Origin of the sequence: Providencia sp. PROV188 (assembly GCF_027595165.1) — a bacterium.
GTDB classification, from domain to species: Bacteria; Pseudomonadota; Gammaproteobacteria; order Enterobacterales; family Enterobacteriaceae; genus Providencia; species Providencia lanzhouensis.
This window is the reverse complement of sequence record NZ_CP097291.1, coordinates 3347809-3372366: the sequence shown is the minus strand read 5'-3', so window position 1 is coordinate 3372366 and position 24558 is coordinate 3347809. Positions and strand designations below refer to the sequence as shown.

Sequence of the window (24558 nt, the reverse complement as noted above, 5' to 3'; positions counted from 1 at the left end):
GTTACATTGCTGAGAGTTGGCGTGTTCTCATTTTGTCGGTTCCGCCATCGTCTTCCATGAGCTGCCAATGAATGTCGCTTCCCATATGGCTGGCATCAAGGGGCCACTGCGCCTCCCCAAAGGGGGGGATCATGCGTGAGGAACTTAAATTCAGGGCGTTCTTCCCCACCGACAGTGACGCTAACGTGACATAAAAAGGCGTCGGGTTTTTCAGGGTTAGCGTGTTTTTTGTACGCTGAAATTGCAGCTGTTCGGCGATGTTGTCGAGATGATGTTCCGGTAATCCCGCGGGGCGATAAAACAGCTTCAGATTATTTTGTACGGCAAGGATCATTTGCGCGCCTTCCGCCGCCTCTTTTGATTGCGCGGGGATCGCCGTCAGTGACAACTGCGCAATCGACTCTTTATCTTGCGCGAGTAAATGATGTTTTTGAAGAATGCGCAATGTGAGTGTTTCACCCGGTTCGAAGCGCTGTAACGGCGGTAAAGCAATGAATGCCGTCAAATTTTCATCGGCGGCTTCGGTATTCTCGTTCGCCGTTTTGCTTGATGAATTCCCTTCCCACGGCAAGAGGCGCGCCTGCAATAAATACGGTATCGCCGTATTATTGGTGATAGTGTACGTCACCCCGTTTTTGGCATCATGGGGGTAGATAATACGGGTTGAATGCAGTGTCAGCCCATTAATTTGGTCTTGGATGTTATTTGCCAACACAGGTTGGGTAAAAAGTGCTACCCATAGGGCGACACCGCTAACCAAACGAGATAACACAGGCTTTGTCACATTCAATAACTTAATGTTGTTCATCGCGAATATCTCCTGATTGAACCTTCCCCTGATACGCGGGGCTCATATCCCCATAATCCGTAATCACTCTCCACTCTGCACGTGTAGCACCGCCTTTGACGGGGTAAATATGGGTGGAGAAGGGGGCAATCATAGGGTCCAGTTCTCGTACATCAATGGGGTGCTGATCCACACTCAATTGTGCCAAGGTTATGTAATACGGCGTTGGGTTACTGACTTCGAGCTGTTGACCTTGCTGGCGAAAAACCAGTTGGCTTGAGGCGGTTTCGACGCCCATGGGTAACCCTTTCGGGCGATAAAACAGTTTGATAACGTTGCGGATCCCCACCGAAACTTGCGCACTGGTCATCTCACCTTCGGGGGCATTCGCTTTTGTGGTGGAAGGGATCGCTAATAAGCTTAAATAAAACACGGATTCTCGGTCTGTCGGCAGCTCTGCGGTACCATTACGCACAATGAGCAGCGTATTTTGGCTCTCTTTTTCTAAGCGAGACATGGGTGGTGTCACAATAAACGGGGGCGCGGGTTTGTGGGCATTCCCCTCTGGCGTATTGAGGACGTCAGCTTTGATTAAGTAGACCTGCGGGCTGCTGTTTTTAATAGCAATTCTGGCATTTGGGTTTGCCGCATCGAACACGACACGCGTTTGAGCCAAGCGTAAACCGCCTTCAGTAGCGGAAGCCAAGGCTGAAAAAACACCCCATATCAATACAATAATAAGCGTGTGAGAGTAAGAAAAACGATTCGAAAACATACTGATTACCCAATTAGTCATATACGAAGCTAAACGTGACGGTTGCGATAAGTTCACCGTTTTGCAAATTGTCACTGGCCGTGCAGGTGCCGCAGGCAAGCACAGCAGTAAAATCAAGCGAGCTGTTTAATCTTGCGACATCGCTGGTTCCATCCGATGGCCATGTCTTGATGGTGATCACCTCATTGCCGGGTTTCGCAGTATTGTCATTGGCATTAAAAAGCGTATTTCCGGGGGTGGATAGCCTGACGCCATAGCCTTTTGCGGTGCTGGATGCATCGGCATACAGCGGTTCATTGTTATCTGCGGTGAACGTGTTCCCTTTGACCGCAATTCTGGGTGTTAAAAAATAGCCCTGGCACCCTGAGAGGGTTAACGTGAATCCGCTACGTTGCGGATTTTTCAGAATTTCATCGTAGGGCAGTGGTGCGCCATTGTTATACGTGACGGTATTTGGCACCGTCACATCGCAGCTACCACCATAAAAAAAGGCGGAAAAGGAGAGGGTGGTTGAGGCACTGCCTGCCTGTAATTCACTGGCTGGTAATAGCAACCCTACAATCACGCTAAAGAAAGACAGTTTTCGTATCATTGTTATTAGCAGCCTTCAAAATCAGTGATAGAAAAAATTAAATGTTAATGAGGCGGTTAACTCGCCGCCTTGTAAGTTATTGGCAGTACAGGTTCCACAACTGACGGTTGCCTTCAGTGGGATGGTTCCATTCAATGTGCTGGCAAAGGTTTTATTCCATTCTTTGGTGGTGAGAGCCGTGATTTTTTTATCCGTTGCCAGGTTGTCACTACCTTCGAAGTTAGTATTGCCAGCCGTCGACAATAAAATGCCATAGCCTGTACTGGTGCTGCCGGGACTCACAAACAGCGCTTCACCGGAGGCACTATCGGTGTCCCCTTCGAGGGTTATCGAGGGGGTTAACCCGTAACCTTTACAGCCAAGAATGGTGAGGTCAAAGGTTTCGCTGATATCACTGGTGGTGGTGATCTCTTCAGCAGGAATAAGATCCCCGTTACGAATCGAAACAGTTGAGGGCGCGGTAATTTGGCAGCCACCACCGACAATGCTGGCACTGATTTTAGTGGTGGCCGAGGTTGCCGCTATCGCGGATTGCCCCAGACTTGCCGCATACAATGCAGTGGGGATGAGCAGGGAATAGAGTGACTTTTGAGTCAGTGTCATGATGATTTCCTATTTTTAGGTCTTACTGAAAAATAAGGTTAAACGTCAATGAGGCTGAGAATTCACCAGGAATGGCTTCCCCATCCACGGGCCCCACTAAACCCACGAGAAAAGTCTCTTCAGTTTGGTGATGGTTCTCTTTGGTCAGTGGCGTTAAGGCAATCTGTTCACCGCGTTTAAAGGCTTTGCTTGTGTCATAAAAATCACTCAGGGAGAGCGGCGTGCCATCACTGAGGCGTAACATAAACCCTGTGCTATTTGGGGTTCCATCCAAGAAAATGGTGCTTTCGTTATAGGGGGTATTTCCCTGTAACGTAATCTTGGGGGTGAGATTTCCCGTTTTATCCACACAGATAAATTGCGCTTTCAAGGGCTTAATTTGATGTGTGGTTATCGCGCCTTGAAAATCGGATGTGCGCATCGGGGTAAATTGCAATGAGTTGGGAATGCGAATTTCGCACCCAACATCATCGGTAATGAGCGCTCTAATCTCGGTATTCTCCGCCTGTGCCATGTGCCATCCGTTAAGCAATATGACAAAAGAAGCAATAAGTAATTTATTGAATTTGCGCATGAAACTCGTCCTTTCCGCCATAGTCATTAATGGCTTTCCATTCAACCGAGCCTTGTCGTTGAACATGGGAATAGGTGATGCTGCTAAACGGCGCAATCATGTTATTTCCCTTTTTGGTACTCAGAGAAACGGGCTTATTGGCAATTTTTAAGCTGTCTAAGGTGATGTAGTACGGGGACGGATTGGACACTTGAACCCCATTATTTACACTCGAAAATTTCAGCGATTTCATGGCTTGTGGCTGGGTCATGCCTAACTGATTCGGGCGATAAAACAGCTTAATGATGTTTCCCGTCGACACTTGTACGGCACCATCAATATGATTTTGTGGGGCATTCAATCCTTTTTCGCTGGTCGGCATGGCGATGGTACGAAAATAAAAAACAGATTCTTTATCTTGCGGGAGCGCCACACTGTTTTTCATTATACGGACTTGATTGGTCGACCCTTTTTCTAAGCGGAATAAGGAGGGCGTCACCACAAAAGGGGTTTCTCCTTGATCGCCATAGGGGTCACGCAACATTTGTGTTTTGACCAGATAAGGCGTAAGTGATTTGCTTGAACTGGTAATCCCTACGCTTTTTCCGGTGGTGTTATCACTTTCTGAAAAGATAATTCGAGTGGTATCGATAGCGATCCCGGCTATCGATGAACCTGATAGCAATAGCAAGCCACCGCAGATCCCTTGCATTAGTCGGTTATTTCGCATTTGTCTATCCTCATAGTTTTCGTGGCAGAATATAGGTAAGACGGAGCCCGCCTTACCTCAATCGACTGAGTTAATTAAATCGAATTAGTCAACGATATAAGCCACTAAGATGGGTGCGCTGTAGGAATCTGCTTTCGGAGTGGTCGTGGTTGTTGCCATGCCAACTTTGAATGTGTATTGGGCTGCTGTTTCACCTGCGCCAATTTCAACTTTTGTACCACTACCGTTGGTGATGCGCTTGTTGGCTTCATCTTCAATCATAAAACCAACAGTTTGTGAGTCTGTCGCTACAAAGATGTCTTGTTGGTTGTTGCCGACAGAAGTGATCCCTTGAATGATTAAGTTACCTTCCTCACCCTCAGCACAACCCACTAAAGTCACTGGCATATCAACGGTTGTAGAGGACATTGCATTGACAGCGGCAAAGTCTGAATCTGCTTCACCCACAGACGTTTTTAAAACACCTACGTTTAAGACTGATTTACCGCCATTGATGGTGACATCACAGGTTGTGTTGGTCAGGATCCCTTGCAGAGTGACTTCTGCAGAAGGTGCTGCCATTGCGTTCAGGCTTAAAGCTGACAGGCTCATAAATAAAGCAGTAGAAAGTGCCGTTGTTTTAAATGACATAATTAGTATTCCTATTTGTCCAAAGTTAAATAATTAAATTGATTGTATATGCTCGTATTCCATGACTTATTTCGTTATAGATATATATACGTATGATGCCGATATTATCTATTTACCTAGGCTAAATTTAGGTTGAATCAGTTATAAACATTCAATTTAAAGTTTCGCTAATTTCCTTTATTCCATTCCTTAGATATAAAGGGGATACTCTCTTGTTCTAAAAAAGAGAATATTACCTTTATTCTTAGTGCTCGATTTATTATTCACTAACCTATAATAAATAAGCATGAAAAGTAGGGCGCCATATGAATAGAATGGCGCTCCATGGATTTATCAGAGTGTTAATTTTCTATATTTAATAGATTAATTTTTTCACATGTATTTAATGGCTAAGTATAAATAACTGTTTAGGTGGTTAGATTAAGTTCTCAGCTGTGCTGAAATAATTTAAATGTTTAATATATTTATCATTAATACGATAAATAGGACTTTTAAAAATATTTTTATTTATAAAATCATATTGTTATTGGTAAAGCTCCATTGGAGTAGGGGTATTGCTATAATAAAAATAAAAGTTATTCTTTATTGTTAAGATATAATGAATTAAACATGTAGGGAAAATATATGCCTACTTTATAAATGAGCTATTTAACAGTGAGATATCTTTACTGCCAACACTGCTTAGCTTAAATTTCATTATGGAAACTCGAATAACGGTTCTATCCAAAAAGTCCTGAATAGGCATTTTTAGTACATTTAAAACCTGTACTAGCATATCTATTGTAATGTTGCAGATACCTCGTTCATAACGAGAAACTTGCTGTTGAGAGATATTCAATAAATTTGCTAAATCTTTTCCACTGAGCGAACGACGCTTTCGTAATAAATAAATTTCATAACCCACTGCTTTTGTATAAATAGTTATACCCTTCTTGGGTGAAGGGCTATTACCGTCTGTTTCTTTCATTGTATGTATTCCTTCCAAACAGCATCACTTAATAAAAGTCGTATTTAGGTGAATACGAAGGATTGATGAAAACGTTGTGTGAGGAAATTATTTCACTCCGTTTTCTTCTAACTAATTTACGTGACGTTTTTTATAAAATCAAATAATGCAAATATAGTGAAATAGTCGAAAATTTTAAATTAAACACATAAGGTGAGTAATATAAAATAATAAAGCTAGCGTTAGGTGGTGATAAGGGGAGTAGACTCTTTGAGAGCATCTTTATTAAATAGTGATATAATCTTATTTAATTCGTTATCGGTATATAATAAAGAGTATAATTCTGGTTTTTACATTTATTAACAACTGGTCACTAAATTGTGACGCATCAATTCTTTCTTGCGCTCAAAATCATCTTTTTTTATCTATTAATTGTTATTTTTCATTATTTTATGTGATTTATTTTTAGCGTTTTATTCAATTTTAAATATGACAAATTGTTTCAGTTTGTTTAAATGAAAAGAATTGTTCTATTTTGAACAGGTATATTTACGTAGTTGTAAATACTTAAATTTAAGCGTGATTAGACCGTTTTTTCTGTAATGGAATACAGCCAGTTTAATTATTATCTATTTTAGATATTCTAAATGGGTGGGAGATTTAGTGCAGACATAAAAAAACCGTGACTAGAAAGCCACGGTTTCTCTGTTCCTAAGTCATTGCATTGATGACTACAGGATCATACCGCCGAACAGGAAGCCGAAGGTAACGGCCAGTGCCACAGCGATGGTACCCGGAATAAAGAATGGGTGGTTAAAGACGAATTTACCGATGCGAGTTGTACCGGTGTCATCCATTTGTACTGCCGCAACCAGAGTTGGGTAAGTAGGCAGGATGAACAGACCAGATACGGCTGAGAATGAAGCGATAGCGGTTAATGGGCTAACGTTCAGTGCCAGAGCCATCGGCATCAGTGCTTTCGCTGTTGCTGCTTGAGAGTACAGAAGCGCAGAACAGAAGAAGAAGATAACCGCTAACATCCATGAGTGTTCGTGGATTAAGTCACCCGCAGTTTCTTTGATCCAATCAATGTTGTGTTGTACGAAAGTATCACCTAACCATGCAACACCTAAGATACAGATACATGCGCTCATACCTGCTTTGAAGGTACTAGAGTTCAGGATTGCATCAGTGTTTACACGGCACAGTACAGTGATTAACGTAGCCACAGTCAGCATGATAATCAGGATAGCGTTAGTGGTGTTCATCAGTGGGGTTGCCACAATGCCTAAACTTGGGCTGTTGATGATTGCGTAGCAAACTACACCAACAACGCCGAGTAAGAACAGCAGAACTGACGCTTTAGCACCTGGTTTGATCTCTTTAACTTGGCTACCGCGCAGTTCAACTAAGCCTTCAGCTAAACGTTTTTGGTAGATTGGGTCATCAGACAGTTTAGAGTTAAATGTCCAAGAGATAATGAAAGACATCAGGATGATAGCTAAGAATGTTGCTGGTAATAAAATACCTAACAGCGTGATATAGCTAACGGTGTTACCAGCGCCAACCATTGCTGGGTTTTCCATGACAGATGCCATGTAAACAACCGCCGCAGAAATTGGAGATGCTGTGATACCAATCTGAGCTGCAACAACCGCCGTAGACAGTGGGCGACATGGTTTCACGCCTTGTTCTTTCGCCACTTCTGCGATAACTGGCAGAGTTGCTAATGAGATATTACCTGTACCTGCGAACAGAGTCAGGAAATAGGTCACGATAGGGGCAAGGATAGTGATGTATTTTGGATTGCGACGCAGTAGTTTTTCTGTTTGAGCAACCAAGTAATCCAAACCACCCGCAATTTGCATTGCAGAGATGGCGGCAATAACTGCCATGATGATAGAGATTACGTCAAAAGGAATGGTTCCCGGTTTCACGCCAATTGCAGCGAGCACCAGAACACCAAGGCCACCGGCAAAACCGATACCTATCCCTCCAAGACGGGCCCCTAAAAAAATGGCCAGCAGAACAATGACAAATTCTACGGCTAACATAGTGTTTACTCCTCGACAAAAATGAAAATTATGAAACTGTTATGTTAATTATTTGTGTGTGCATTCATGAAAAAAGGCACGCTATCCGGTGGAAAGTCGTGCCCTTATTCTTAAGAATTATTTATGCTAAACATAAATAATTAGTCGTCAAATCTTTTTGCTTTATATGCTGGATGTTTTAGGTTCTCAACAGAGAAGATATCATCCAGTTGCGCTTCGGTCAGCAGTCCGCGTTCTAGGACAACTTCACGTACGCTCTTACCTGTTTCTGCACAGATTTTACCCACGATATCACCGTTGTGGTGACCGATGAATGGGTTCAGGTAAGTTACGATACCGATAGAGTTGAATACAAACGCTTCGCAGATTTCTTTGTTAACAGTGATGCCGTTAACGCATTTTTCTACTAAGTTGCGGCATGCATTGCTCATCAGAGAAATGGATTCGAACATCGCTTGACCGATTGCTGGTTCCATTACGTTTAATTGTAATTGACCTGCTTCAGCAGCCATCGTTACACAGATGTCGTTACCCATAACTTTGAAGCATGCTTGGTTAACAACTTCAGGAATTACTGGGTTAACTTTTGCTGGCATGATAGAAGAACCTGCTTGTAATTCTGGCAGATTAATTTCTTTCAATCCTGCGCGAGGACCAGAGGAAAGTAAACGTAAGTCGTTACAGATTTTAGACAGTTTAACTGCTAAACGTTTCAGGCTAGCGTGAACAGTGATGTAAGCACCACAGTCAGAAGTTGCTTCGATTAGGTCTTCTGATGGTACGCATGCTAAACCTGTTACTTCTGCTAATTTTTTAACAGCCAGTTCTTGGTAACCAGGGGCTGTGTTCAGGCCAGTACCGATAGCAGTTGCACCTAAGTTAACTTCGAGCAGTAAATCGATGCTACGTTTCAGATTTTTTTCTTCTTCTTTAAGAAGAGTTGCGAAAGCATGGAATTCCTGACCAACAGTCATTGGTACTGCGTCTTGTAATTGAGTACGACCCATTTTCAGGATGTCTTTGTACTCTTCTGCTTTACTTTCAAAACCTTTTTTCAGGTAAGTAACAGAATCGATTAATTTCAGAACAGAGTTATAAACCGCGATACGGAAACCGGTAGGGTATGCATCGTTGGTAGATTGGCTTTTGTTCAGATGGTCATTTGGGTTTAAGAATTCATACTCACCTTTTTTATGACCCATCAGTTCAAGACCGATGTTTGCCAGAACTTCGTTGGTATTCATGTTCAGTGATGTGCCCGCACCACCTTGGAATACGTCAACTGGGAACTGATCCATGCATTTGCCTTCATTCAAAACAACGTCACATGCTTTGATGATGGTATCTGCGATATTACGAGGAATAGTGTGCAGTTCTTTGTTAGCTAGTGCGGCTGCTTTTTTTACCATTACCATGCCGCGAATAAATTCTGGGACATCGTTAATGGTGCGGTCGCTGATATAAAAGTTTTCAATCGCACGCAGAGTATGAACACCATAATAGGCATCGGCTGGAACTTCTTTTTTACCTAACAGGTCTTCTTCGATACGAGTATTGTTTGACATGAGAACCTTCTTAATTAGATTACAGTTACTGTCCGTTTATGCGCTTTTAAAAATATATCCTAAAACTAAACTTCTAGGTGATTACCACCTATTACTCCTTTATCAGTATTATGTTCTACTGACTTATGGGGTGATCATATGCCCTTTATCACCCCATACCTTGAACCTAGATCATTTTATGGATTGATTAGTGCAATAGAATTTATATTGTGTGATTTAAATCACAGATAAGCCTTGTTAATGATCTTAGTCCATGAGTTGAAAATCACGATCAGAGACCCAATTATTATGGCTATACTGATGAAAAAAGCGAATATGAATAGTAGTCTCTTAGAGATAGTTCACAAAGGTTTTCATTTAGCCCCGAAAAATGCAGTAGCTTATTGATATTAAGGAGTACTTGTGCGCTGGTTACCACTAATTCTGATATGTATTTTGGTGTATATAGAGTCGGTCATTTTTGTCCGAGTTGCGGCTGAAATTGGTGTATTGATGACATTAATTTTAGTGGTGCTCACATCCTGTTTGGGGGTTTCACTTGTGAAGAACCAAGGGATGAAAAATGTCATGCAAATACAACAAAAATTAATGAGTGGTGAAAGTCCTGCCGCTGAAATGATTAAAAGTGTGGCGTTAGTGTTAGCAGGATTTTTACTTATTGTTCCTGGATTCTTTACGGACTTTATTGGACTACTTTTATTACTACCACCAGTACAAAAATTATTTGTGATGCGTTTAATCCCGCACATCAAGTTTTACCAACCTGGAAATGGTTTTCAGGGTGGTGGCTATCAAAATGGCAATACTTTTGAAGGCGAGTACCAACGCAAGCAAGATGACCCTTCTTATACTATTGATCGCGAAAGAACTATTGATGGTGAAAGCCATCGTGTTCCTGACGATAAATCTTCAGATTCCAACCAAGATAACCCGCCTAAACCTTAATTCCCTTTGAACTGTAGGGAGATAAATAATAAAAAAATTTATCTCCCACCCCTTGAAGTCTTAGTTATTCATCCCAATCTCCTGAAACATGGTACTGGTGAAGATCACCTTGGTATCGACCTTTTACCCGTATGGACTTTATTTGTAGGAGAACTATTAATGAAAATTCGTCCATTGCATGACCGTGTTATCGTTAAACGTAAAGAAATCGAATCTAAATCTGCTGGTGGTATCGTGTTAACTGGCAGTGCTGCGGGCAAATCAACTCGTGGTGAAGTTATCGCTGTGGGCCAAGGCCGCATCCTCGAAAATGGCGACGTTAAAGCGCTGGATGTGAAAGTTGGCGATATCGTAATTTTTAACGACGGTTATGGCGTAAAAGCTGAAAAAATCGACAACGAAGAAGTGTTAATCATGTCCGAAAGCGACATCTTAGCAATCGTTGAATAAGAATTTTCACTTAAAACTTTCATCAAACGAAAAGAATTTAAAGGAAAGAGATAATGGCAGCTAAAGACGTTAGATTTGGTAATGACGCTCGTACAAAAATGCTTCGTGGTGTCAATGTTCTTGCTGATGCAGTTAAAGTAACTTTAGGTCCTAAAGGCCGTAACGTTGTTTTAGACAAATCTTTTGGATCACCAGTTATCACTAAAGATGGTGTTTCTGTTGCTCGTGAAATCGAATTAGAAGATAAATTCGAAAACATGGGTGCACAAATGGTGAAAGAAGTTGCTTCTAAAGCTAACGATGCAGCGGGTGACGGTACAACAACCGCTACCGTTTTAGCTCAAGCAATTATCACCGAAGGTCTGAAAGCAGTTGCTGCGGGTATGAACCCAATGGATCTGAAACGTGGTATCGATAAAGCAGTCGTTGCTGCTGTTGAAGAACTGAAAACTCTGTCAGTTCCATGTTCAGATACTAAATCAATCGCACAGGTTGGTACTATTTCTGCAAACTCCGACGAAACTGTTGGTAAATTAATTGCAGAAGCAATGGAGAAAGTCGGTAAAGAAGGCGTTATCACCGTTGAAGAAGGTACTGGTCTGGAAGACGAATTAGACGTGGTTGAAGGTATGCAGTTTGACCGCGGTTATTTATCTCCTTACTTCATCAACAAACCAGAAACTGGCGTTGTTGAACTGGAAAACCCATTCATCCTGTTAGTCGACAAAAAAGTGTCTAACATTCGTGAATTACTGCCAGTATTAGAAGGCGTTGCTAAAGCGAACAAACCACTGCTGATCATCGCTGAAGATGTTGAAGGTGAAGCACTGGCTACATTAGTCGTGAACACCATGCGTGGTATCGTGAAAGTCGCTGCGGTTAAAGCGCCTGGTTTCGGTGACCGCCGTAAAGCAATGCTGCAAGATATCGCTATCCTGACTAACGGTACTGTTATCTCTGAAGAGATCGGTATGGAGCTGGAAAAAGCAACGTTAGAAGATTTAGGTCAAGCTAAACGTATCGTTATCAACAAAGACACCACTATCATCATCGATGGTATCGGTGACGAAACTGCAATCGCAGGTCGTGTGACTCAAATCCGTCAACAAATCGAAGAGTCTTCTTCTGATTACGACCGTGAAAAACTGCAAGAACGCGTAGCGAAATTAGCTGGCGGTGTTGCGGTAATTAAAGTGGGTGCAGCAACTGAAGTTGAAATGAAAGAAAAACGCGCTCGCGTTGACGATGCTCTGCACGCAACTCGCGCAGCGGTTGAAGAAGGTGTTGTTGCTGGTGGTGGTACTGCGTTAGTTCGCGTCGCGGCTAAACTGGAAGCACTGAAAGGCGATAACGAAGAACAAAACGTAGGTATCCGTGTTGCTCTGCGTGCGATGGAAGCGCCAATGCGTCAAATCGTCACTAACGCAGGTGAAGAAGCTTCTGTTGTTGTTAACAATGTTAAAGCAGCAACTGGCAACGACGGTTACAACGCAGCAACAGATACTTATGGCGACATGATCGAAATGGGTATTCTGGATCCAACTAAAGTTACTCGTTCTGCTCTGCAATTCGCAGCATCAATCGCAGGTCTGATGATTACGACTGAAGCGATGATCACTGATATGCCAGCATCTGACGCTCCTGATTTAGGCGCAGCGGGTATGGGTGGCATGGGCGGAATGGGCGGCATGATGTAAGCCAGTAGGCAAACATTGTGCGCCAGTAGCCACTAACTAGTGGCTACCAGCCAAAATAAGACCGGCACCATGAATTATCGAGTGGTGCCGGTTTTTTTATAGGTAATCAAATTAATGCTTTCGTGCTTTGTATTTGTGAGGTTTATTACTTATTTTTGCGTTAAGGTAACTCATCGGGTTATATTTAACCCAAGGTAAAAAATAGTTTAAATAAGTAAAGAACATCACAAGCGTATTGATTGTTTTGTGATAAACTCTGAGCGATTGACAGTTTTTATCAAGCCTACTTGGATATCTAGTACGCTAATTTACTGTCATAAAACAGAATTTTGAGTGATTGGAGCTATAAAGGTTCAACAACCAGCTGCAAAAACACAATAAAAAATGAGGGAAAACATGCGAATTAAAGTCTTGCTTGGTGCTGCTGCATTACTAACTTTAGCAGGTTGTACATCAACCAATGATCTGACTGCGGCAGGCTCACAAGTTCGTTTTGTTGAAAATCAACCGGGAAGCGAATGTCAACTTCTTGGTCAAGTCACTGGAACTCAAAGCAACTGGTTGAGCGGCGTTAATAACGAATCTAGCTCCATGCGCGGCGCAGCAAATGATTTACGTAACAAAGCTGCAGCAATGGGTGGTAACGTGATTTTTGGTGCTTCAAGCCCAAGCGAAACTGTCCTATCTAGCTTTGTTCCTGTTGATAGCAAAATGGTTGGCCAAGTTTATAAGTGCCAATAATCATGTATCAATAAGACCCGCTTAATCAGTTAAGCGGGTTTTTTTATGCCTATTAGTTTTGATGTTTATTAACTCAGACTAGCTTTGGCGCAAGTTTAAATCGAGTAAGGTTTTGCTTGGCTCCCCGCCAATTTCTCTCGCTAACTTCGGTACTAAATACCCCGAGACCTGACTTAACAATTCACGAATTAATTGTCGAGCTTCAATATCACTCACTAAGAAGTGGGCAGCACCTTGGACCTTATCGAGCACATGCAAGTAATACGGTAAAATTCCTGCATCAAATAGGGCATTGCTCAGGTTTGCCAAAGCAGTGACATTGTCATTAACTTGGCGGAGCAATACGCTTTGGTTGAGCAGTGTGACGCCTGCACGTTTTAATTTCTGCATCGCTTTCGTAAATTCATCATCAATCTCGTTAGCATGGTTAACGTGAGTCACCATAATGACCTGCAAACGTGACTGAGATAAACGCTGGCAAAAGGTATCTGTAATTCTTTCTGGAATTACCACTGGCAAGCGAGAATGAATTCGCAAGCGAGTAATATGTGGAATTTCCTCAAGTTGGCTAATTAACCAGTCAAGTTCGTGGTCTTTTGCCATTAAAGGATCACCGCCAGAGAAGATGATTTCATTGAGTTCACGGTGGTTTTTTATATAATCCACAGCCATCAACCAGTTATTTTTATTTCCTTTGTTATCTTCATAAGGAAAATGCCGGCGAAAGCAGTATCGACAGTTCACTGCACAACCCCCTTTAACCAGCATTAATGCGCGGTTACGGTACTTGTGGAGTAAACTCGGGATCGCGTTATCCTGCTCTTCTAGTGGATCAGTAGAAAAACCTGGATGTATATCGAACTCTGCTTTTGCGGTTAATACCTGCAATAACAGAGGGTCTAGTGGATCACCTTTTTTCATTCGCGAAATAAAAGGACGCGGAACACGTAAAGGAAATAACTTACGTGCTTCATGACCTTCTCGCGATGGCTGATGGTCTTCTAAGTTTAGTAATTGCAGCAATTCATCCGGATTAGTGACTGCTTCGGCAAGTTGTTGTATCCAGACTTCTCTGGATGAGGTATTTTGAGTTATAATATCGACCATTTTTTGGCTATGCCATTTTTAGTTTATAAATAGAGGATCTCCATGGCTACTTATAGTACCAATGAATTCCGCTCAGGTCTTAAAATCATGTTAGATGGTGAGCCGTGTGCAATTCTTGAAAGTGAATTCGTTAAACCGGGTAAAGGTCAAGCGTTCGCACGCGTTCGTCTGCGTAAACTGATTTCTAACAAACTGTTGGAAAAAACTTTTAAATCTACTGATTCTGTTGAAGGCGCAGATGTCATGGATATGAACTTAACTTACCTGTACAACGACGGTGAGTTCTGGCACTTCATGAACAACGAAACTTTCGAACAGCTGGCAGCAGATGCGAAAGCTATCGGTGACAACGAAAAATGGCTGATCGACCAAGCTGATTGTATCTTAACGCTGTGGAACGGTCGTCCAATCGCGGTAACTCCGCCGAACTTCGTTGAATTAGAAGTTGTCGAAACAGATCCAGGTCTGAAAGGTGACACAGCAGGTACTGGTGGTAAGCCAGCAACGTTAAGCACTGGTGCAGTGGTTAAAGTTCCTCTGTTTGTTCAGATCGGCGAAGTGATCAAAGTTGACACTCGTTCAGGCGAATACGTTTCACGCGTGAAATAATCGTCGACAGATCAAGCCAGCCATTATAGTGAGTGGCGAAGTGAGATCAAGAAGAGCCGAATGCAGTTTCGTACTGTATTCGGCTTTTTTATTTGCGGTGCTCAATAAGAGCAATGATTAACAACATTTAAACCCGCCTTTACCCTTACCACCGTAGCGAGCATCCTGCCGTTCTTTGAAAAACTCTTCATAAGTCATCGGCGTTTGGTCTGGATGGGTACGCTGCATGTGAGCGACGTAGTTGTCGTAGTCGGGGACGCCGACCATCATTTTGGCGGCTTGGCCTAAGTAACGGGCCGCTTTCCCTAAGTTTCCAAACATAAATCCTCGTCATATTTTGCGCTGTAGCTGTGTTGTCTTCGTTAGTTAAACCCAAGTCACATACTTATGTATGCTCCTCGGGTTTATCAAACTCGTCGCCTTGCTACAACACAAACTATTTAGAGGATTGCATCGTAGCTAGCGATTTTGGAGAAAGAGAGTGAGTTTTGAAAAACATCTAAATCAAAAATCTAAAATACAAAACTGAAGTAAAAAGGTTAATAGATTCTCAATTCTCAATTCTCAGCTCTCAATCTCCGGTGTATTAATGATGGCGGGTGTTTGCCACAATCTCTTCGTAGTTGGCTGGCATTGGCTCATAAGGAACTTCGTTGGCGGTCGGTTCCTTAGATTTCAATGCTTTTAACGCGGTACGGATAGAGAACAGGGCGAGAACTACAACCACAATCATAAAGAAAATCGTTAAACCAGCATCTAAACGGTTATTGAAAACCAACTGAGTTAACTGAGATTCTGTATATTGCGGCGGCAAGTTGCCGCTATCTAACATCGCTTGGAACTTATTCGCGACTGCTAAGAAACCAACGCGGGCATCTTCACTGAAGGTTTTTTCCCAGCCTGCGGTCATTGTACAAACCAATAACCACGCTGTTGGTAATAGCGCGACCCATGCGTAGGCTTGTCGCTTCATTTTGAACAGAACGACCGCACATAACATCAGCGCCATACCTGCCAGCATCTGGTTAGCGATACCGAACAGCGGCCATAAGGTGTTAATACCACCGAGTGGGTCAACGACGCCTTGATGCAAGAAATAACCCCAAGCCAGCACACACAATGCAGTGGCTATCAGGTTAGCGGGTAGGGAATCCGTTCTTTTCAATGATGGTGAAACCACACCCAGTAAATCTTGCAGCATAAAGCGCGCCGCTCGGGTTCCGGCATCCACTGCCGTCAGGATAAACAGTGCTTCAAACAGAATAGCGAAGTGGTACCAGAATGCCACATTCATCAACCCGCCTAATGCGCCATGAAGAATATACGCCATACCGACTGCCAGTGTTGGAGCGCCCCCTGCACGGGAAATAATGCTGGTTTCACCGACTTCGTTGGCAATTTGCGTTAATTGTTCAGGGGTAATTTGGAAGCCCCAACCGCTGACAACTTGCGCCGCGGAAGCCACAACATCCGTCGTTCCTGCTGGCGCTAACATCGCCATTGGGCTGTTCATCGCGAAATAAACGCCTGGGTCAATCACACAAGCTGCGACTAACGCCATGATAGCCACGAATGACTCCATCAACATCCCGCCATAACCGATAAAACAAGCTTGGTTTTCATTGGCGAGCATTTTCGGCGTGGTACCGGAAGAGATTAAGGCGTGGAAGCCAGAAACGGCACCGCAAGCGATAGTAATAAATAAGAATGGGAATAAATCCCCAGCCCACACAGGACCAGTTCCATCAATATATTTAGTTAATGACGGCATTTGTAGATTGGGATTTAAAATCAAAATACCAATCGCCAGACCAATAATTGTCCCGATTTTCAAGAAAGTAGAGAGATAATCACGAGGGGCTAATAACAGCCAAACAGGTAAAACCGCAGCCACAAAGCCATAGCCGACCAGCATCCACGTTAACTGCACGCCAGTGTAGTCAAAGTAAGGCGCCCATGTTTCACTCTCTGCGACCCAGCCGCCTGAAATAATCGCAAAAACTAAGAAAATAAGACCAATAACTGAAACTTCACCAATACGACCTGGGCGAATATAACGGGTATAAATCCCCATGAAAATAGCCAGTGGGATGGTGAAGGCAACGGTATAAGTTCCCCATGGGCTGTGTGTTAACGCTTTCACGACAATCATCGCGAGCACAGCAAGGATGATCACCATGATCATAAAGCAAGCAATCAACGCAATAACGCCCGCAGTATTACCCATTTCCTCTTTAACGAGTTCACCCAAAGAGCGACCATCGCGGCGAGTGGAAACGAACAGTACCATAAAATCTTGTACAGCCCCTGCCAATACCACCCCTGCGAGCAACCACAGCATACCCGGTAAATACCCCATTTGTGCCGCAAGTACAGGACCGACTAATGGGCCTGCGCCAGCAATGGCGGCGAAGTGGTGACCAAATAACACTTTTTTGTCGGTTGGTACATAATCCAGACCATCGTTATGACGAATGGCTGGCGTCATACGTGTGGAGTCCACTTGCAGGACTTTTTTAGCAATAAACAGTCCATAGTAACGATATGCGATCAAATAAATACAGACCGCGGCGACCACGATCCACAGGGCGTTGATCTGTTCACCTCGATTTAATGCAATATAACCGAGCGAAAACGCGCCGAGCAGAGCGAGAACAATCCAAATCAATTGTTTACCCATAGCCTTTCCCCATCCATTTCGTTAACGAGCTTTATTAGTTATTTATGTAAGTAAAAACTCAAACAGATATAGCGAGAGTTGGGGGAAAGAAAAAGTAGCTAAATCGAGACACTTAATTGAAATTGTAGATAAATTCCAATATTGGAATTCGCATCACTAAAATTGAAGTTAATATTGGATTTTATCTTGTTTTGGTCTAGCGTTAATTCAATGATTGGTTTTATATTCTAATTAATATTTTAATTTTAGATTATAAATTCGCTTGGGTGTATGGGGTTTTTACTGAAAATAATCAAACAGACAAAAAAATACCGGAAGAAAATTTCCGGTATTTGAATGCGTTGGCGGTTACTTTCGAATCACCTGAATAATTTTTTTACCAAACAATGTCGTGATTAGCCCTAACATAATCAAAATTAATCCAGCAATTTGTATGCCGTTTATGTGCTCACCAAGGAATAAAGCACTGCTACTTAATCCAAAGACGGGTACCAATAAAGAGAATGGTGCGACGCGCCATGCCTCATAGCGTCCGAGCAGCACGCCCCACAACCCATAACCTACAAAAGTGGAAAGGTAGGCAAGATACAAAATCACACCGAGTACAGACCAATCAAACCCCGCTAAGCCTTGTACAATGGCATCTTCGCCTTCGAAAATCCAAGAGCTTAATAAGAAAGGTATAATTGGAATTAGGGCGCTCCAACTGACCAAGGAAAGGGCGCTGCATTTTTCTTCGCCTTGATGCTGCATAATGATGCGGTTGGTGATATTACCGAATGCCCAAGAAAGCCCCGCGACCAAAATAAAGATCAAGCCCAACAGTGGGATATCATCGATTCCGCCAGAGGTTGCGCCATTGGCTAAAATCCCGAGACCCGCTATGGCGATAAACATACCGATAAAGTGGGTTGGCTGTAGGGATTCTTTAAGGATCACGGCACCGAGCAAGATAGTGAAGAAAGCTTGTGACTGTAAAATCACCGAGGCAATGCCTGCTGGCATGCCCACACGCAAGGCGCAAAATAGAAACGCAAACTGTCCAAAGCTAATGGTTAGCCCATAAATCAGTAAGAGCTTCAGCGGAATTTTGGGACGCTTGAATAGGAAAATGGCAGGGAAGGCCACAAACACAAAACGTAAGGCACCGAGGAGTAGTGGGGGTAAGGCGGTTACGCCAAGTTTGATGATCACAAAATTGACGCCCCAAATAATCACGACACACAGGGCAAGTAATATATCTTTGATACGCATGGTGTTTTCTCGGTACAAAATTGGCGGAGGATCTCTACTTTACCTGTGCTTTTGGATTTGTGCGACGATATTGCATGTCAGGGCTCAAATTCAGCATGAATAGAATAAATATGGGTGTTAATTTAGTGTTAATTATTATTTTAAGTGACTTGAGTCTCTGAAATTGAACGTTTATAATACGGTTTCATTTCGCGTGTTCAGGACGACCTGAAATCATCACGTTTAAGTAATGGGGACGACCCCGAGAAGTTGACGGAGTACATCCACCATGGCTTGGATCATCTTATTATTCGCAGGTTTATTAGAAGTTGTTTGGGCAGTGGGTTTAAAGTATACCCATGGTTTTACGCGCCTAACCCCTAGCATTATCACTATCACCGCCATTATCGCCAGTATGGGCTTACTCGCTTATGCGATGCGTGACTTGCCTGCCGGAACCGCTTATGCGATTTGGACAGGCATTGGCGCAGTCGGTACCGCAATTTTCGGGATTATTTTCCTTGGAGAATCTGCCAATATGTTCCGCTTATTGAGCCTTGGCTTGATTGTGATGGGGCTAATTGGGTTAAAACTTTCCAGTTAAGTTTCTGAGAATAAGAACGGGTGAGCGAAGGCTTACCCGTTTCATTTTAAATTACCTATCTAATGTGGCGAGTCAGCCACCAGAAAATAAGCGCAAAAGCACTCACACCGACCCCTAATAGACAAACACCATTCCAGCCCGCATGGGCATAAATCCACGTTGAACTGACTGCACCGAGGCCACTCCCGACCGCATAAAACATCATATACAGTCCCACTAGGCGGCTATGGGCCTCAGGCTCTGAGCAATAAATCATACTTTGATTCGTCACATGTAACGATTGCCCGCCCACATCGAGCAAAATAATCCCAATGATCAACGCCCATAGTGAGCTATCCATAAACGCAATGGGTAACCAAGATAACGTTAATAATAGCAGAGCAATAAAACTGACTATTTGTCCGTATCCATAATCTGCTAAACGCCCAGTTCTTGAAGCAATCAACGCACCGACTACACCGACAAGACCAAGCGCACCAATCTGAGTGTGAGAAAAATAATGGGGTGCATCACTTAAAGGAATGACCAAGGCACTCCAGAAAATATTAAATGCGGCAAACATCAGTAATGCTAAGAAGCCTCGTACCTGTAAGACTTTTTGGCGTTTAAATAATGTTGCCATTGAGCGCAACAATGTTGAGTAATTCATGGCATTCTTTGGCGGATCAATCTGCGGTAGATATCGCCAAAGGGGGTAGGCAATAGCGAGCATCAGCAGTGCAGAAGAGAGATAAACACCACGCCAGCTGGTTAGGTCACTTATTGCACCAGAAAAGACTCTTGCAAGTAAAAGCCCAATAAACACACCACCTTGTGCGGTGCCAATTACGTGCCCTTGCTCATGAGTTCCCGCTGAGCTCGCTGCATAGGAAATCAATCCTTGTGTCATGGCGGTTCCTAGCATGCCAACTGCGAGCATTCCTATGAGAAGCATGGCGGGTGTTTTTGCTATAGCAACAATGAGCAAAGACAGAACAAGTGCGCTGAGCTGCCATCCCATCAAGTGGCGACGTTTCATTTTATCGCCCAGAGGGACTAACAATAACAGCGCGAGAATACTGCCAACTTGAGTAGCGGTGATAACGCCACCAATAGCAGCATCACTAATATGAAAGTCACGAGAAAGTGAATCTAGCAAGGGTTGCGCATAGTAAACATTAGCGACACTTAATCCACTGGCAACTGCGAAGAGATAAACTAACCCTTTCGGTAATGAATTTTGAAGGCTATTTTGCTCAATAGCCGAATGGGGTAATGAAAGGGAATTTTTCATTTTGCACACTCATCTAGTTTTAATTTGAAATTGGTTTTGATTTGAAACCAGTTGAATGCTAGGTCACTTGGTTTTAAAATGCAACTAGATTTTTGGGTATTAATTATTTGATATTAAATAGAGGGGGAGTCATGTCGTCGAATACAGTAATGGAAGGATCCCCGTGCCCTGTGGCTCGAAGCGTAAATTTAATTGGGGATCGCTGGTCGTTATTAATTGTGCGTGATGCTTTTGATGGCGTACGACGTTTCGGTGATTTTCAACGAAGTTTAGGGGTAGCGCGTAATATTCTGTCAGACAGATTACGTAAATTAGTCGATGCAAATATTCTCGAACTGAAGGATGCATCAGATGGCACTGCTTACCAAGAATATGTGTTAACCGAGGCGGGGGAAAGCCTTTTTCCTATCGTGGTTGCATTAAGACAATGGGGGGAAGTGAATCTATTTCGAGAGGGAGAACCACACTCTATTTTGATAGATAAACAGACTCAAAGCCCCATTCCGGCGATGTACCCGCTTTCACACGATGGAAAAACGTTATCGCCAAATGAGACTGAAGTGATCAAAATTAAGTCGTGAATCCCCACTGAGTCGTGGGGCACTCTACTGCAATTTATTGCGCCAAAAGACGTACAAAACGCCCATACAGCAATTCACCCAAATTGCTTTGGTTGTATTCATGGGTTGTGGCGAGGTTATCTACTGCCGCATGCATTGAATGATAGATCATCGTGGCGATAAGCTCTGGTGGTGCGGCATGCCAAGCTTGCTGCTGTTCACCAAGGGATAAAATCTGTTTAATTTGTTCAACGGCACGTTGTTCATGGCGGTTAGTGTGACCATGGTATTCGTCGTGAAAGAGCATGTCGTGCAGTGTCTGCTTTTCAACATAGTATTTAACGCTGTTTTCGCACCATGATTTTAACTGTGAAGACGCCGATTGATGCGGTGAAAGCGCATCTGCAATATGCCCTAAATACCAATCCATATAGCGGGTACGTAGGGCATCCATAATTTCGTTTTTTGATTGAAAATAATGATAAAACGTCCCTTTTGCCACATCCGCCACAGCCACAATTTCACTCACCGTCGTGGCAAGAAATCCTTTGGAAAGAAAGAGATTTTCCGCGGCATTCATCAGGTCGTTCAAACGTTCTTCTGCTGGCTTGGTTCTTGGTTTTTTCGGTGGCGTTAACATAAATAGGGCTCTTATCGCGTTATTTTCATTGAAGACTTAATAACATTTTACGTCCGAAATACCGGAATGTCCTTTCAATATATGTTGAGGGCGATAAAACAGTAAAAAGCAGCTAATCAGAGCGAGATAAAGTAGTGTACCAATCATCCAGACCCAGCCATCCCAAATACCGAGTGTTTGACCGAAAATAATGCTGAACATCAGTGGACCAATAACCCCCGTGGCATTAGTTAAGCTGACTAGCATTCCTTGCAGCTTACCTTGATTTTCTTGGCTAACTTGGGAAGACATTAACCCCTGTAATGCGGGAAGGGCGATGCTGCCGCCAGCCAGTAAAATTAATGTCGGGTAAATCATCCATCCTTGGGTGATAAATGCTAGCACCATAAATGCGCAGCCATCCGCAATAAAGCCCACAATGATGGTGACTTTTTCACTGAATCGTTTGGCGATGGTTCCTGCAATAAATGCCTGAAAAATGGCGTGCATCAAGCCCAGCCCAGCAAGAGATATACCAACTTCAACACTACTCCACTGGAAGCGGCTTTCGGTAAACAATACCCACGTCGTTGCAGGGATCTGCCCAATCAACTGTGCAGTGAAGAAGACTGTAAGTAGCAGCAAAATAGGCTTAGCAACCTGCATAAATGAGAGACTGTTTTGTGGCGCATCTACATGATTTTCGGATTCTACGTTTTTCTTTGGCTCTTTAAACAGGGTGAATACCATGATGAAGGTAAATGCATTTAAGATCGCTGCAATAATAAACGGCAAATGTGCAGAATAATTCCCCGCAAATCCACCAATTACAGGACCTGCGATTAAACCAATACCAAACGCGCCACCTAAGCGACCAAACCAAGTTGTACGCTCTTCAGGTTTTGTGGAATCGGCGATAACCGAAGCGGCCACGGCTCCCGTTGCCCCAGTGATCCCTGAAACTAAGCGCCCTAAATAGAGCATCCAAAGTGTGCTAGAAAGCGCGAGCAAGGTGTAGTCCATCGCGGCGCCGGCAAGGGAGAGTAGCAAAATCGGGCGGCGTCCCCATTTATCCGACCATTTTCCTAACAGTGGCGCAAAGAAGACCTGCATCACGGCATACAGCGCCAGCAATACACCGTAGTGGTTAGCGAGCTGCTCCAGCGTGACATATTCCCGTAACAGTGTGGGTAAGACAGGCATGATCAGCCCAATTCCCATCGCGTCGAGGGCGGTGATGACTAAAGCAATAACAGCGGTTTTGTTCATAATATATTTTCTCTATCATCGATAGAGTTGGAATATATCCCTATCAGTGATAGAGTGTCAACAGAAATGATGAGGAGAACTTAATGGCTCGATTAGACAGAGACACCATTATTAGCGCCGCCCTGGATTTGTTGAATGAAGTGGGAATGGAAGGGCTGACCACGCGTAAGCTCGCGCAAAAGTTGGGGGTTGAACAACCAACGTTATATTGGCATGTGAAAAATAAACGTGCGTTATTGGATGCGCTGGCGGTGGAAATGCTCGTTCGTCATCATGATCATGGATTACCGCGAGAAGGGGAAACATGGCAGCAGTTTCTACGCAATAACGCGCTGAGTTTTCGCCGAGCGCTATTAAGCCATCGAGATGGTGCCAAAGTACATCTAGGAACTCGCCCAACACAAAGCCAATACACCACGATTGAAACCCAATTACAGTTTATGTTGGACAATGGTTTTTCGCTAAAAGCAGGATTGTATGCTTTGAGTGCTGTAGGGCATTTTACGCTAGGGGCGGTGCTGGAACAGCAAGAGCATGTAGCCGCTCAGCGGGACGTCGAGCCTAGTACCGATGAAAATGTGCCACCACTATTGAAAGAAGCATTAGACATTATGGATGGTGATGAGGGGGAATCGGCATTTTTATACGGTTTAACCGCGCTGATTTCAGGGTTGGAAAGCCATAAGTAATGCAAAAAAATACCCCATCATGCAGTGCATTGACGGGGTACTTGCTATCAATTTACTTAGTTAATCAACAATTACAGTGTGAATACACCGATGATTGCGATAACGCTAATGATTGCTGAGCTGCCGTAGAACACCCATTTTGTAGCTGGAACATGCACTTTAAAATCGTGCAGGGTGTGGTGAATACGGTGCATACCGCACCATACAGGCAGAATAATCATCAGTAATAAGAAAATGCGTCCAATAAAGCTTTGGCTAAATGCCATGATGCGCTCATAGCTCAGCATTTCTGGTGCGACACCTAATGGGATTAAAATACCCAGTAAGAGAATGATTGCAGGGCCAATAACGGCGCTCCACATACCACCTGCACCAAATAATCCCCAGAAAATCGGCTCATCGGAACGTTTAGGCGTTAGATTCATCAGATTCTCCTTCGATTAAAATAATAATGCGATTGCTAAAATAGCCGCAGTCACGACTATAGTGAGTGCCCAGAAGCCTTTTACAATTGGCTCATCTGGCAGTTTCTTATCTTTAACAATGATAGCGACAGCTTTTGGCGCCAGTTTGAACCACGTTGTGGTATGCAGCAGCGTCGCAGCCAGTGTCACAATGTTAATGATCAGAATGATTGGGTTACTTAAGAACCCAACAAAGCCCGCCCATGATTCAGGTCCATTTTTCAGAGCAAATACGCCGTACAGGACTAAAATACTGAACCAAACCTGAAGCACGGAAGTACTTTCACGCATGATGTAAAAGCGGTAGAAACCCAGCTTTTGCCACCAGTCGCCTTTCATTTCCCTGACATAGGGTTTACGTTTAGTTGTCATGACTTCAATTC

Annotated in this window: 27 protein-coding genes; 8 read left to right on the top strand and 19 right to left on the bottom strand. The window is 43.4% G+C overall.

The genetic code is table 11. From position 1 onward, the window contains the following. Nucleotide 1: 1 nt before the first annotated feature. The 10 genes from M5X66_RS15465 to aspA form a co-directional block, all read right to left on the bottom strand. Nucleotides 2-808 carry a fimbrial biogenesis chaperone gene (locus tag M5X66_RS15465; RefSeq protein ID WP_036949865.1) on the bottom strand — a complete coding sequence of 269 codons (807 nt, stop codon included), beginning with the start codon at nucleotides 806-808 and terminating at the stop codon, nucleotides 2-4. Continuing rightward, nucleotides 795-1562 (bottom strand): fimbrial biogenesis chaperone, encoded by a 768-nt coding sequence (locus tag M5X66_RS15460; protein ID WP_270103700.1) that lies wholly within the window; start codon nucleotides 1560-1562, stop codon nucleotides 795-797. The genes M5X66_RS15465 and M5X66_RS15460 overlap by 14 nt, the downstream gene beginning before the upstream one ends. Before the next feature lie 13 nt (nucleotides 1563-1575). Next, entirely contained in the window at nucleotides 1576-2154 is a 579-nt protein-coding gene (locus M5X66_RS18785; protein WP_270103699.1) for a fimbrial protein, read from the bottom strand. Nucleotides 2155-2175: 21 nt separating this feature from the next. Then, a complete protein-coding gene (locus M5X66_RS18780) occupies nucleotides 2176-2757 on the bottom strand; it encodes a fimbrial protein (RefSeq protein ID WP_108479724.1) in 582 nt (193 codons plus the stop codon). A 22-nt stretch (nucleotides 2758-2779) separates the two neighbouring features. After that, nucleotides 2780-3271: a fimbrial protein gene (locus M5X66_RS15445; protein ID WP_230083141.1), complete on the bottom strand. Its 492-nt coding sequence runs from the start codon at nucleotides 3269-3271 to the stop codon at nucleotides 2780-2782. Between the two features lie 43 nt (nucleotides 3272-3314). After that, nucleotides 3315-4040, bottom strand: a complete 726-nt coding sequence (locus M5X66_RS15440) for a fimbrial biogenesis chaperone (protein WP_154609688.1) — start codon at nucleotides 4038-4040, stop codon at nucleotides 3315-3317. Between the two features lie 84 nt (nucleotides 4041-4124). Continuing rightward, on the bottom strand, nucleotides 4125-4670 hold the full coding sequence (locus tag M5X66_RS15435) for a fimbrial protein (RefSeq protein ID WP_036983844.1): 546 nt from the start codon (nucleotides 4668-4670) through the stop codon (nucleotides 4125-4127). A 628-nt stretch (nucleotides 4671-5298) separates the two neighbouring features. Next, nucleotides 5299-5637, bottom strand: coding sequence for a helix-turn-helix domain-containing protein (locus M5X66_RS15430; RefSeq protein ID WP_036955937.1), 339 nt, complete (start codon nucleotides 5635-5637; stop codon nucleotides 5299-5301). 710 nt (nucleotides 5638-6347) lie between these two features. Then, the gene (locus M5X66_RS15425; protein ID WP_036955939.1) at nucleotides 6348-7670 is read right to left on the bottom strand and encodes an anaerobic C4-dicarboxylate transporter; all 1323 of its coding nucleotides are present in this window, start codon (nucleotides 7668-7670) and stop codon (nucleotides 6348-6350) included. Between the two features lie 140 nt (nucleotides 7671-7810). After that, nucleotides 7811-9235 (bottom strand): aspartate ammonia-lyase, encoded by a 1425-nt coding sequence (gene aspA / locus M5X66_RS15420; RefSeq protein WP_036955941.1) that lies wholly within the window; start codon nucleotides 9233-9235, stop codon nucleotides 7811-7813. Nucleotides 9236-9637: 402 nt separating this feature from the next. Here aspA and M5X66_RS15415 point away from each other — a divergent pair, with 402 nt between their 5' ends. The 4 genes from M5X66_RS15415 (at nucleotide 9638) to M5X66_RS15400 (ending at nucleotide 13068) form a co-directional block, all read left to right on the top strand. Further along, a complete protein-coding gene (locus tag M5X66_RS15415) occupies nucleotides 9638-10180 on the top strand; it encodes an FxsA family protein (RefSeq protein WP_036955943.1) in 543 nt (180 codons plus the stop codon). Nucleotides 10181-10339: 159 nt separating this feature from the next. Then, nucleotides 10340-10630 carry a co-chaperone GroES gene (locus tag M5X66_RS15410; RefSeq protein WP_108478399.1) on the top strand — a complete coding sequence of 97 codons (291 nt, stop codon included), beginning with the start codon at nucleotides 10340-10342 and terminating at the stop codon, nucleotides 10628-10630. 53 nt (nucleotides 10631-10683) lie between these two features. Continuing rightward, complete coding sequence (gene groL / locus M5X66_RS15405) at nucleotides 10684-12327, top strand: chaperonin GroEL (RefSeq protein ID WP_036955948.1); 1644 nt, start codon at nucleotides 10684-10686, stop codon at nucleotides 12325-12327. A gap of 396 nt (nucleotides 12328-12723) precedes the next feature. Further along, complete coding sequence (locus M5X66_RS15400; protein WP_036955950.1) at nucleotides 12724-13068, top strand: DUF4156 domain-containing protein; 345 nt, start codon at nucleotides 12724-12726, stop codon at nucleotides 13066-13068. Nucleotides 13069-13146: 78 nt separating this feature from the next. Here the strand turns inward: M5X66_RS15400 and epmB are convergent, their stop codons facing one another. Beyond that, on the bottom strand, nucleotides 13147-14175 hold the full coding sequence (epmB, locus tag M5X66_RS15395; RefSeq protein WP_154609717.1) for an EF-P beta-lysylation protein EpmB: 1029 nt from the start codon (nucleotides 14173-14175) through the stop codon (nucleotides 13147-13149). Between the two features lie 42 nt (nucleotides 14176-14217). On the opposite strand from epmB, the gene efp reads away from it, so the two are divergent. Next, a complete protein-coding gene (efp, locus tag M5X66_RS15390; RefSeq protein ID WP_006658996.1) occupies nucleotides 14218-14784 on the top strand; it encodes an elongation factor P in 567 nt (188 codons plus the stop codon). Between the two features lie 117 nt (nucleotides 14785-14901). Here efp and M5X66_RS15385 read toward each other — a convergent pair whose 3' ends face one another. From M5X66_RS15385 to M5X66_RS15375, 3 genes are all read right to left on the bottom strand, one after another. Further along, a complete protein-coding gene (locus tag M5X66_RS15385) occupies nucleotides 14902-15105 on the bottom strand; it encodes a YbdD/YjiX family protein (protein WP_006658997.1) in 204 nt (67 codons plus the stop codon). A 265-nt stretch (nucleotides 15106-15370) separates the two neighbouring features. After that, nucleotides 15371-17464 (bottom strand): pyruvate/proton symporter CstA, encoded by a 2094-nt coding sequence (gene cstA, locus M5X66_RS15380; RefSeq protein ID WP_036955955.1) that lies wholly within the window; start codon nucleotides 17462-17464, stop codon nucleotides 15371-15373. Between the two features lie 348 nt (nucleotides 17465-17812). Then, the gene (locus M5X66_RS15375) at nucleotides 17813-18718 is read right to left on the bottom strand and encodes an EamA family transporter (protein WP_036955957.1); all 906 of its coding nucleotides are present in this window, start codon (nucleotides 18716-18718) and stop codon (nucleotides 17813-17815) included. Between the two features lie 268 nt (nucleotides 18719-18986). Here M5X66_RS15375 and sugE point away from each other — a divergent pair, with 268 nt between their 5' ends. Beyond that, nucleotides 18987-19301 carry a quaternary ammonium compound efflux SMR transporter SugE gene (sugE, locus tag M5X66_RS15370; RefSeq protein WP_036955959.1) on the top strand — a complete coding sequence of 105 codons (315 nt, stop codon included), beginning with the start codon at nucleotides 18987-18989 and terminating at the stop codon, nucleotides 19299-19301. 55 nt (nucleotides 19302-19356) lie between these two features. Here sugE and M5X66_RS15365 read toward each other — a convergent pair whose 3' ends face one another. After that, entirely contained in the window at nucleotides 19357-20574 is a 1218-nt protein-coding gene (locus tag M5X66_RS15365; RefSeq protein ID WP_270103698.1) for an MFS transporter, read from the bottom strand. Between the two features lie 131 nt (nucleotides 20575-20705). Between M5X66_RS15365 and M5X66_RS15360 the strand changes: the two genes are divergently transcribed. Next, nucleotides 20706-21155 carry a winged helix-turn-helix transcriptional regulator gene (locus tag M5X66_RS15360; RefSeq protein WP_108478401.1) on the top strand — a complete coding sequence of 150 codons (450 nt, stop codon included), beginning with the start codon at nucleotides 20706-20708 and terminating at the stop codon, nucleotides 21153-21155. A gap of 34 nt (nucleotides 21156-21189) precedes the next feature. Here the strand turns inward: M5X66_RS15360 and M5X66_RS15355 are convergent, their stop codons facing one another. Together M5X66_RS15355 and tet are read right to left on the bottom strand one after the other, a co-directional pair. Further along, complete coding sequence (locus tag M5X66_RS15355; RefSeq protein ID WP_270103697.1) at nucleotides 21190-21774, bottom strand: TetR/AcrR family transcriptional regulator; 585 nt, start codon at nucleotides 21772-21774, stop codon at nucleotides 21190-21192. A gap of 36 nt (nucleotides 21775-21810) precedes the next feature. Then, complete coding sequence (gene tet, locus M5X66_RS15350; RefSeq protein ID WP_154637173.1) at nucleotides 21811-23022, bottom strand: Tet(A)/Tet(B)/Tet(C) family tetracycline efflux MFS transporter; 1212 nt, start codon at nucleotides 23020-23022, stop codon at nucleotides 21811-21813. Between the two features lie 83 nt (nucleotides 23023-23105). Here tet and tetR point away from each other — a divergent pair, with 83 nt between their 5' ends. Next, nucleotides 23106-23711 carry a tetracycline resistance transcriptional repressor TetR gene (gene tetR, locus M5X66_RS15345; protein ID WP_036955966.1) on the top strand — a complete coding sequence of 202 codons (606 nt, stop codon included), beginning with the start codon at nucleotides 23106-23108 and terminating at the stop codon, nucleotides 23709-23711. Between the two features lie 71 nt (nucleotides 23712-23782). Here tetR and frdD read toward each other — a convergent pair whose 3' ends face one another. Together frdD and frdC are read right to left on the bottom strand one after the other, a co-directional pair. Continuing rightward, the gene (frdD, locus tag M5X66_RS15340; RefSeq protein WP_006659009.1) at nucleotides 23783-24136 is read right to left on the bottom strand and encodes a fumarate reductase subunit FrdD; all 354 of its coding nucleotides are present in this window, start codon (nucleotides 24134-24136) and stop codon (nucleotides 23783-23785) included. 15 nt (nucleotides 24137-24151) lie between these two features. Continuing rightward, nucleotides 24152-24547: a fumarate reductase subunit FrdC gene (frdC, locus tag M5X66_RS15335; RefSeq protein WP_006659010.1), complete on the bottom strand. Its 396-nt coding sequence runs from the start codon at nucleotides 24545-24547 to the stop codon at nucleotides 24152-24154. Between the last annotated feature and the right edge of the window lie 11 nt (nucleotides 24548-24558).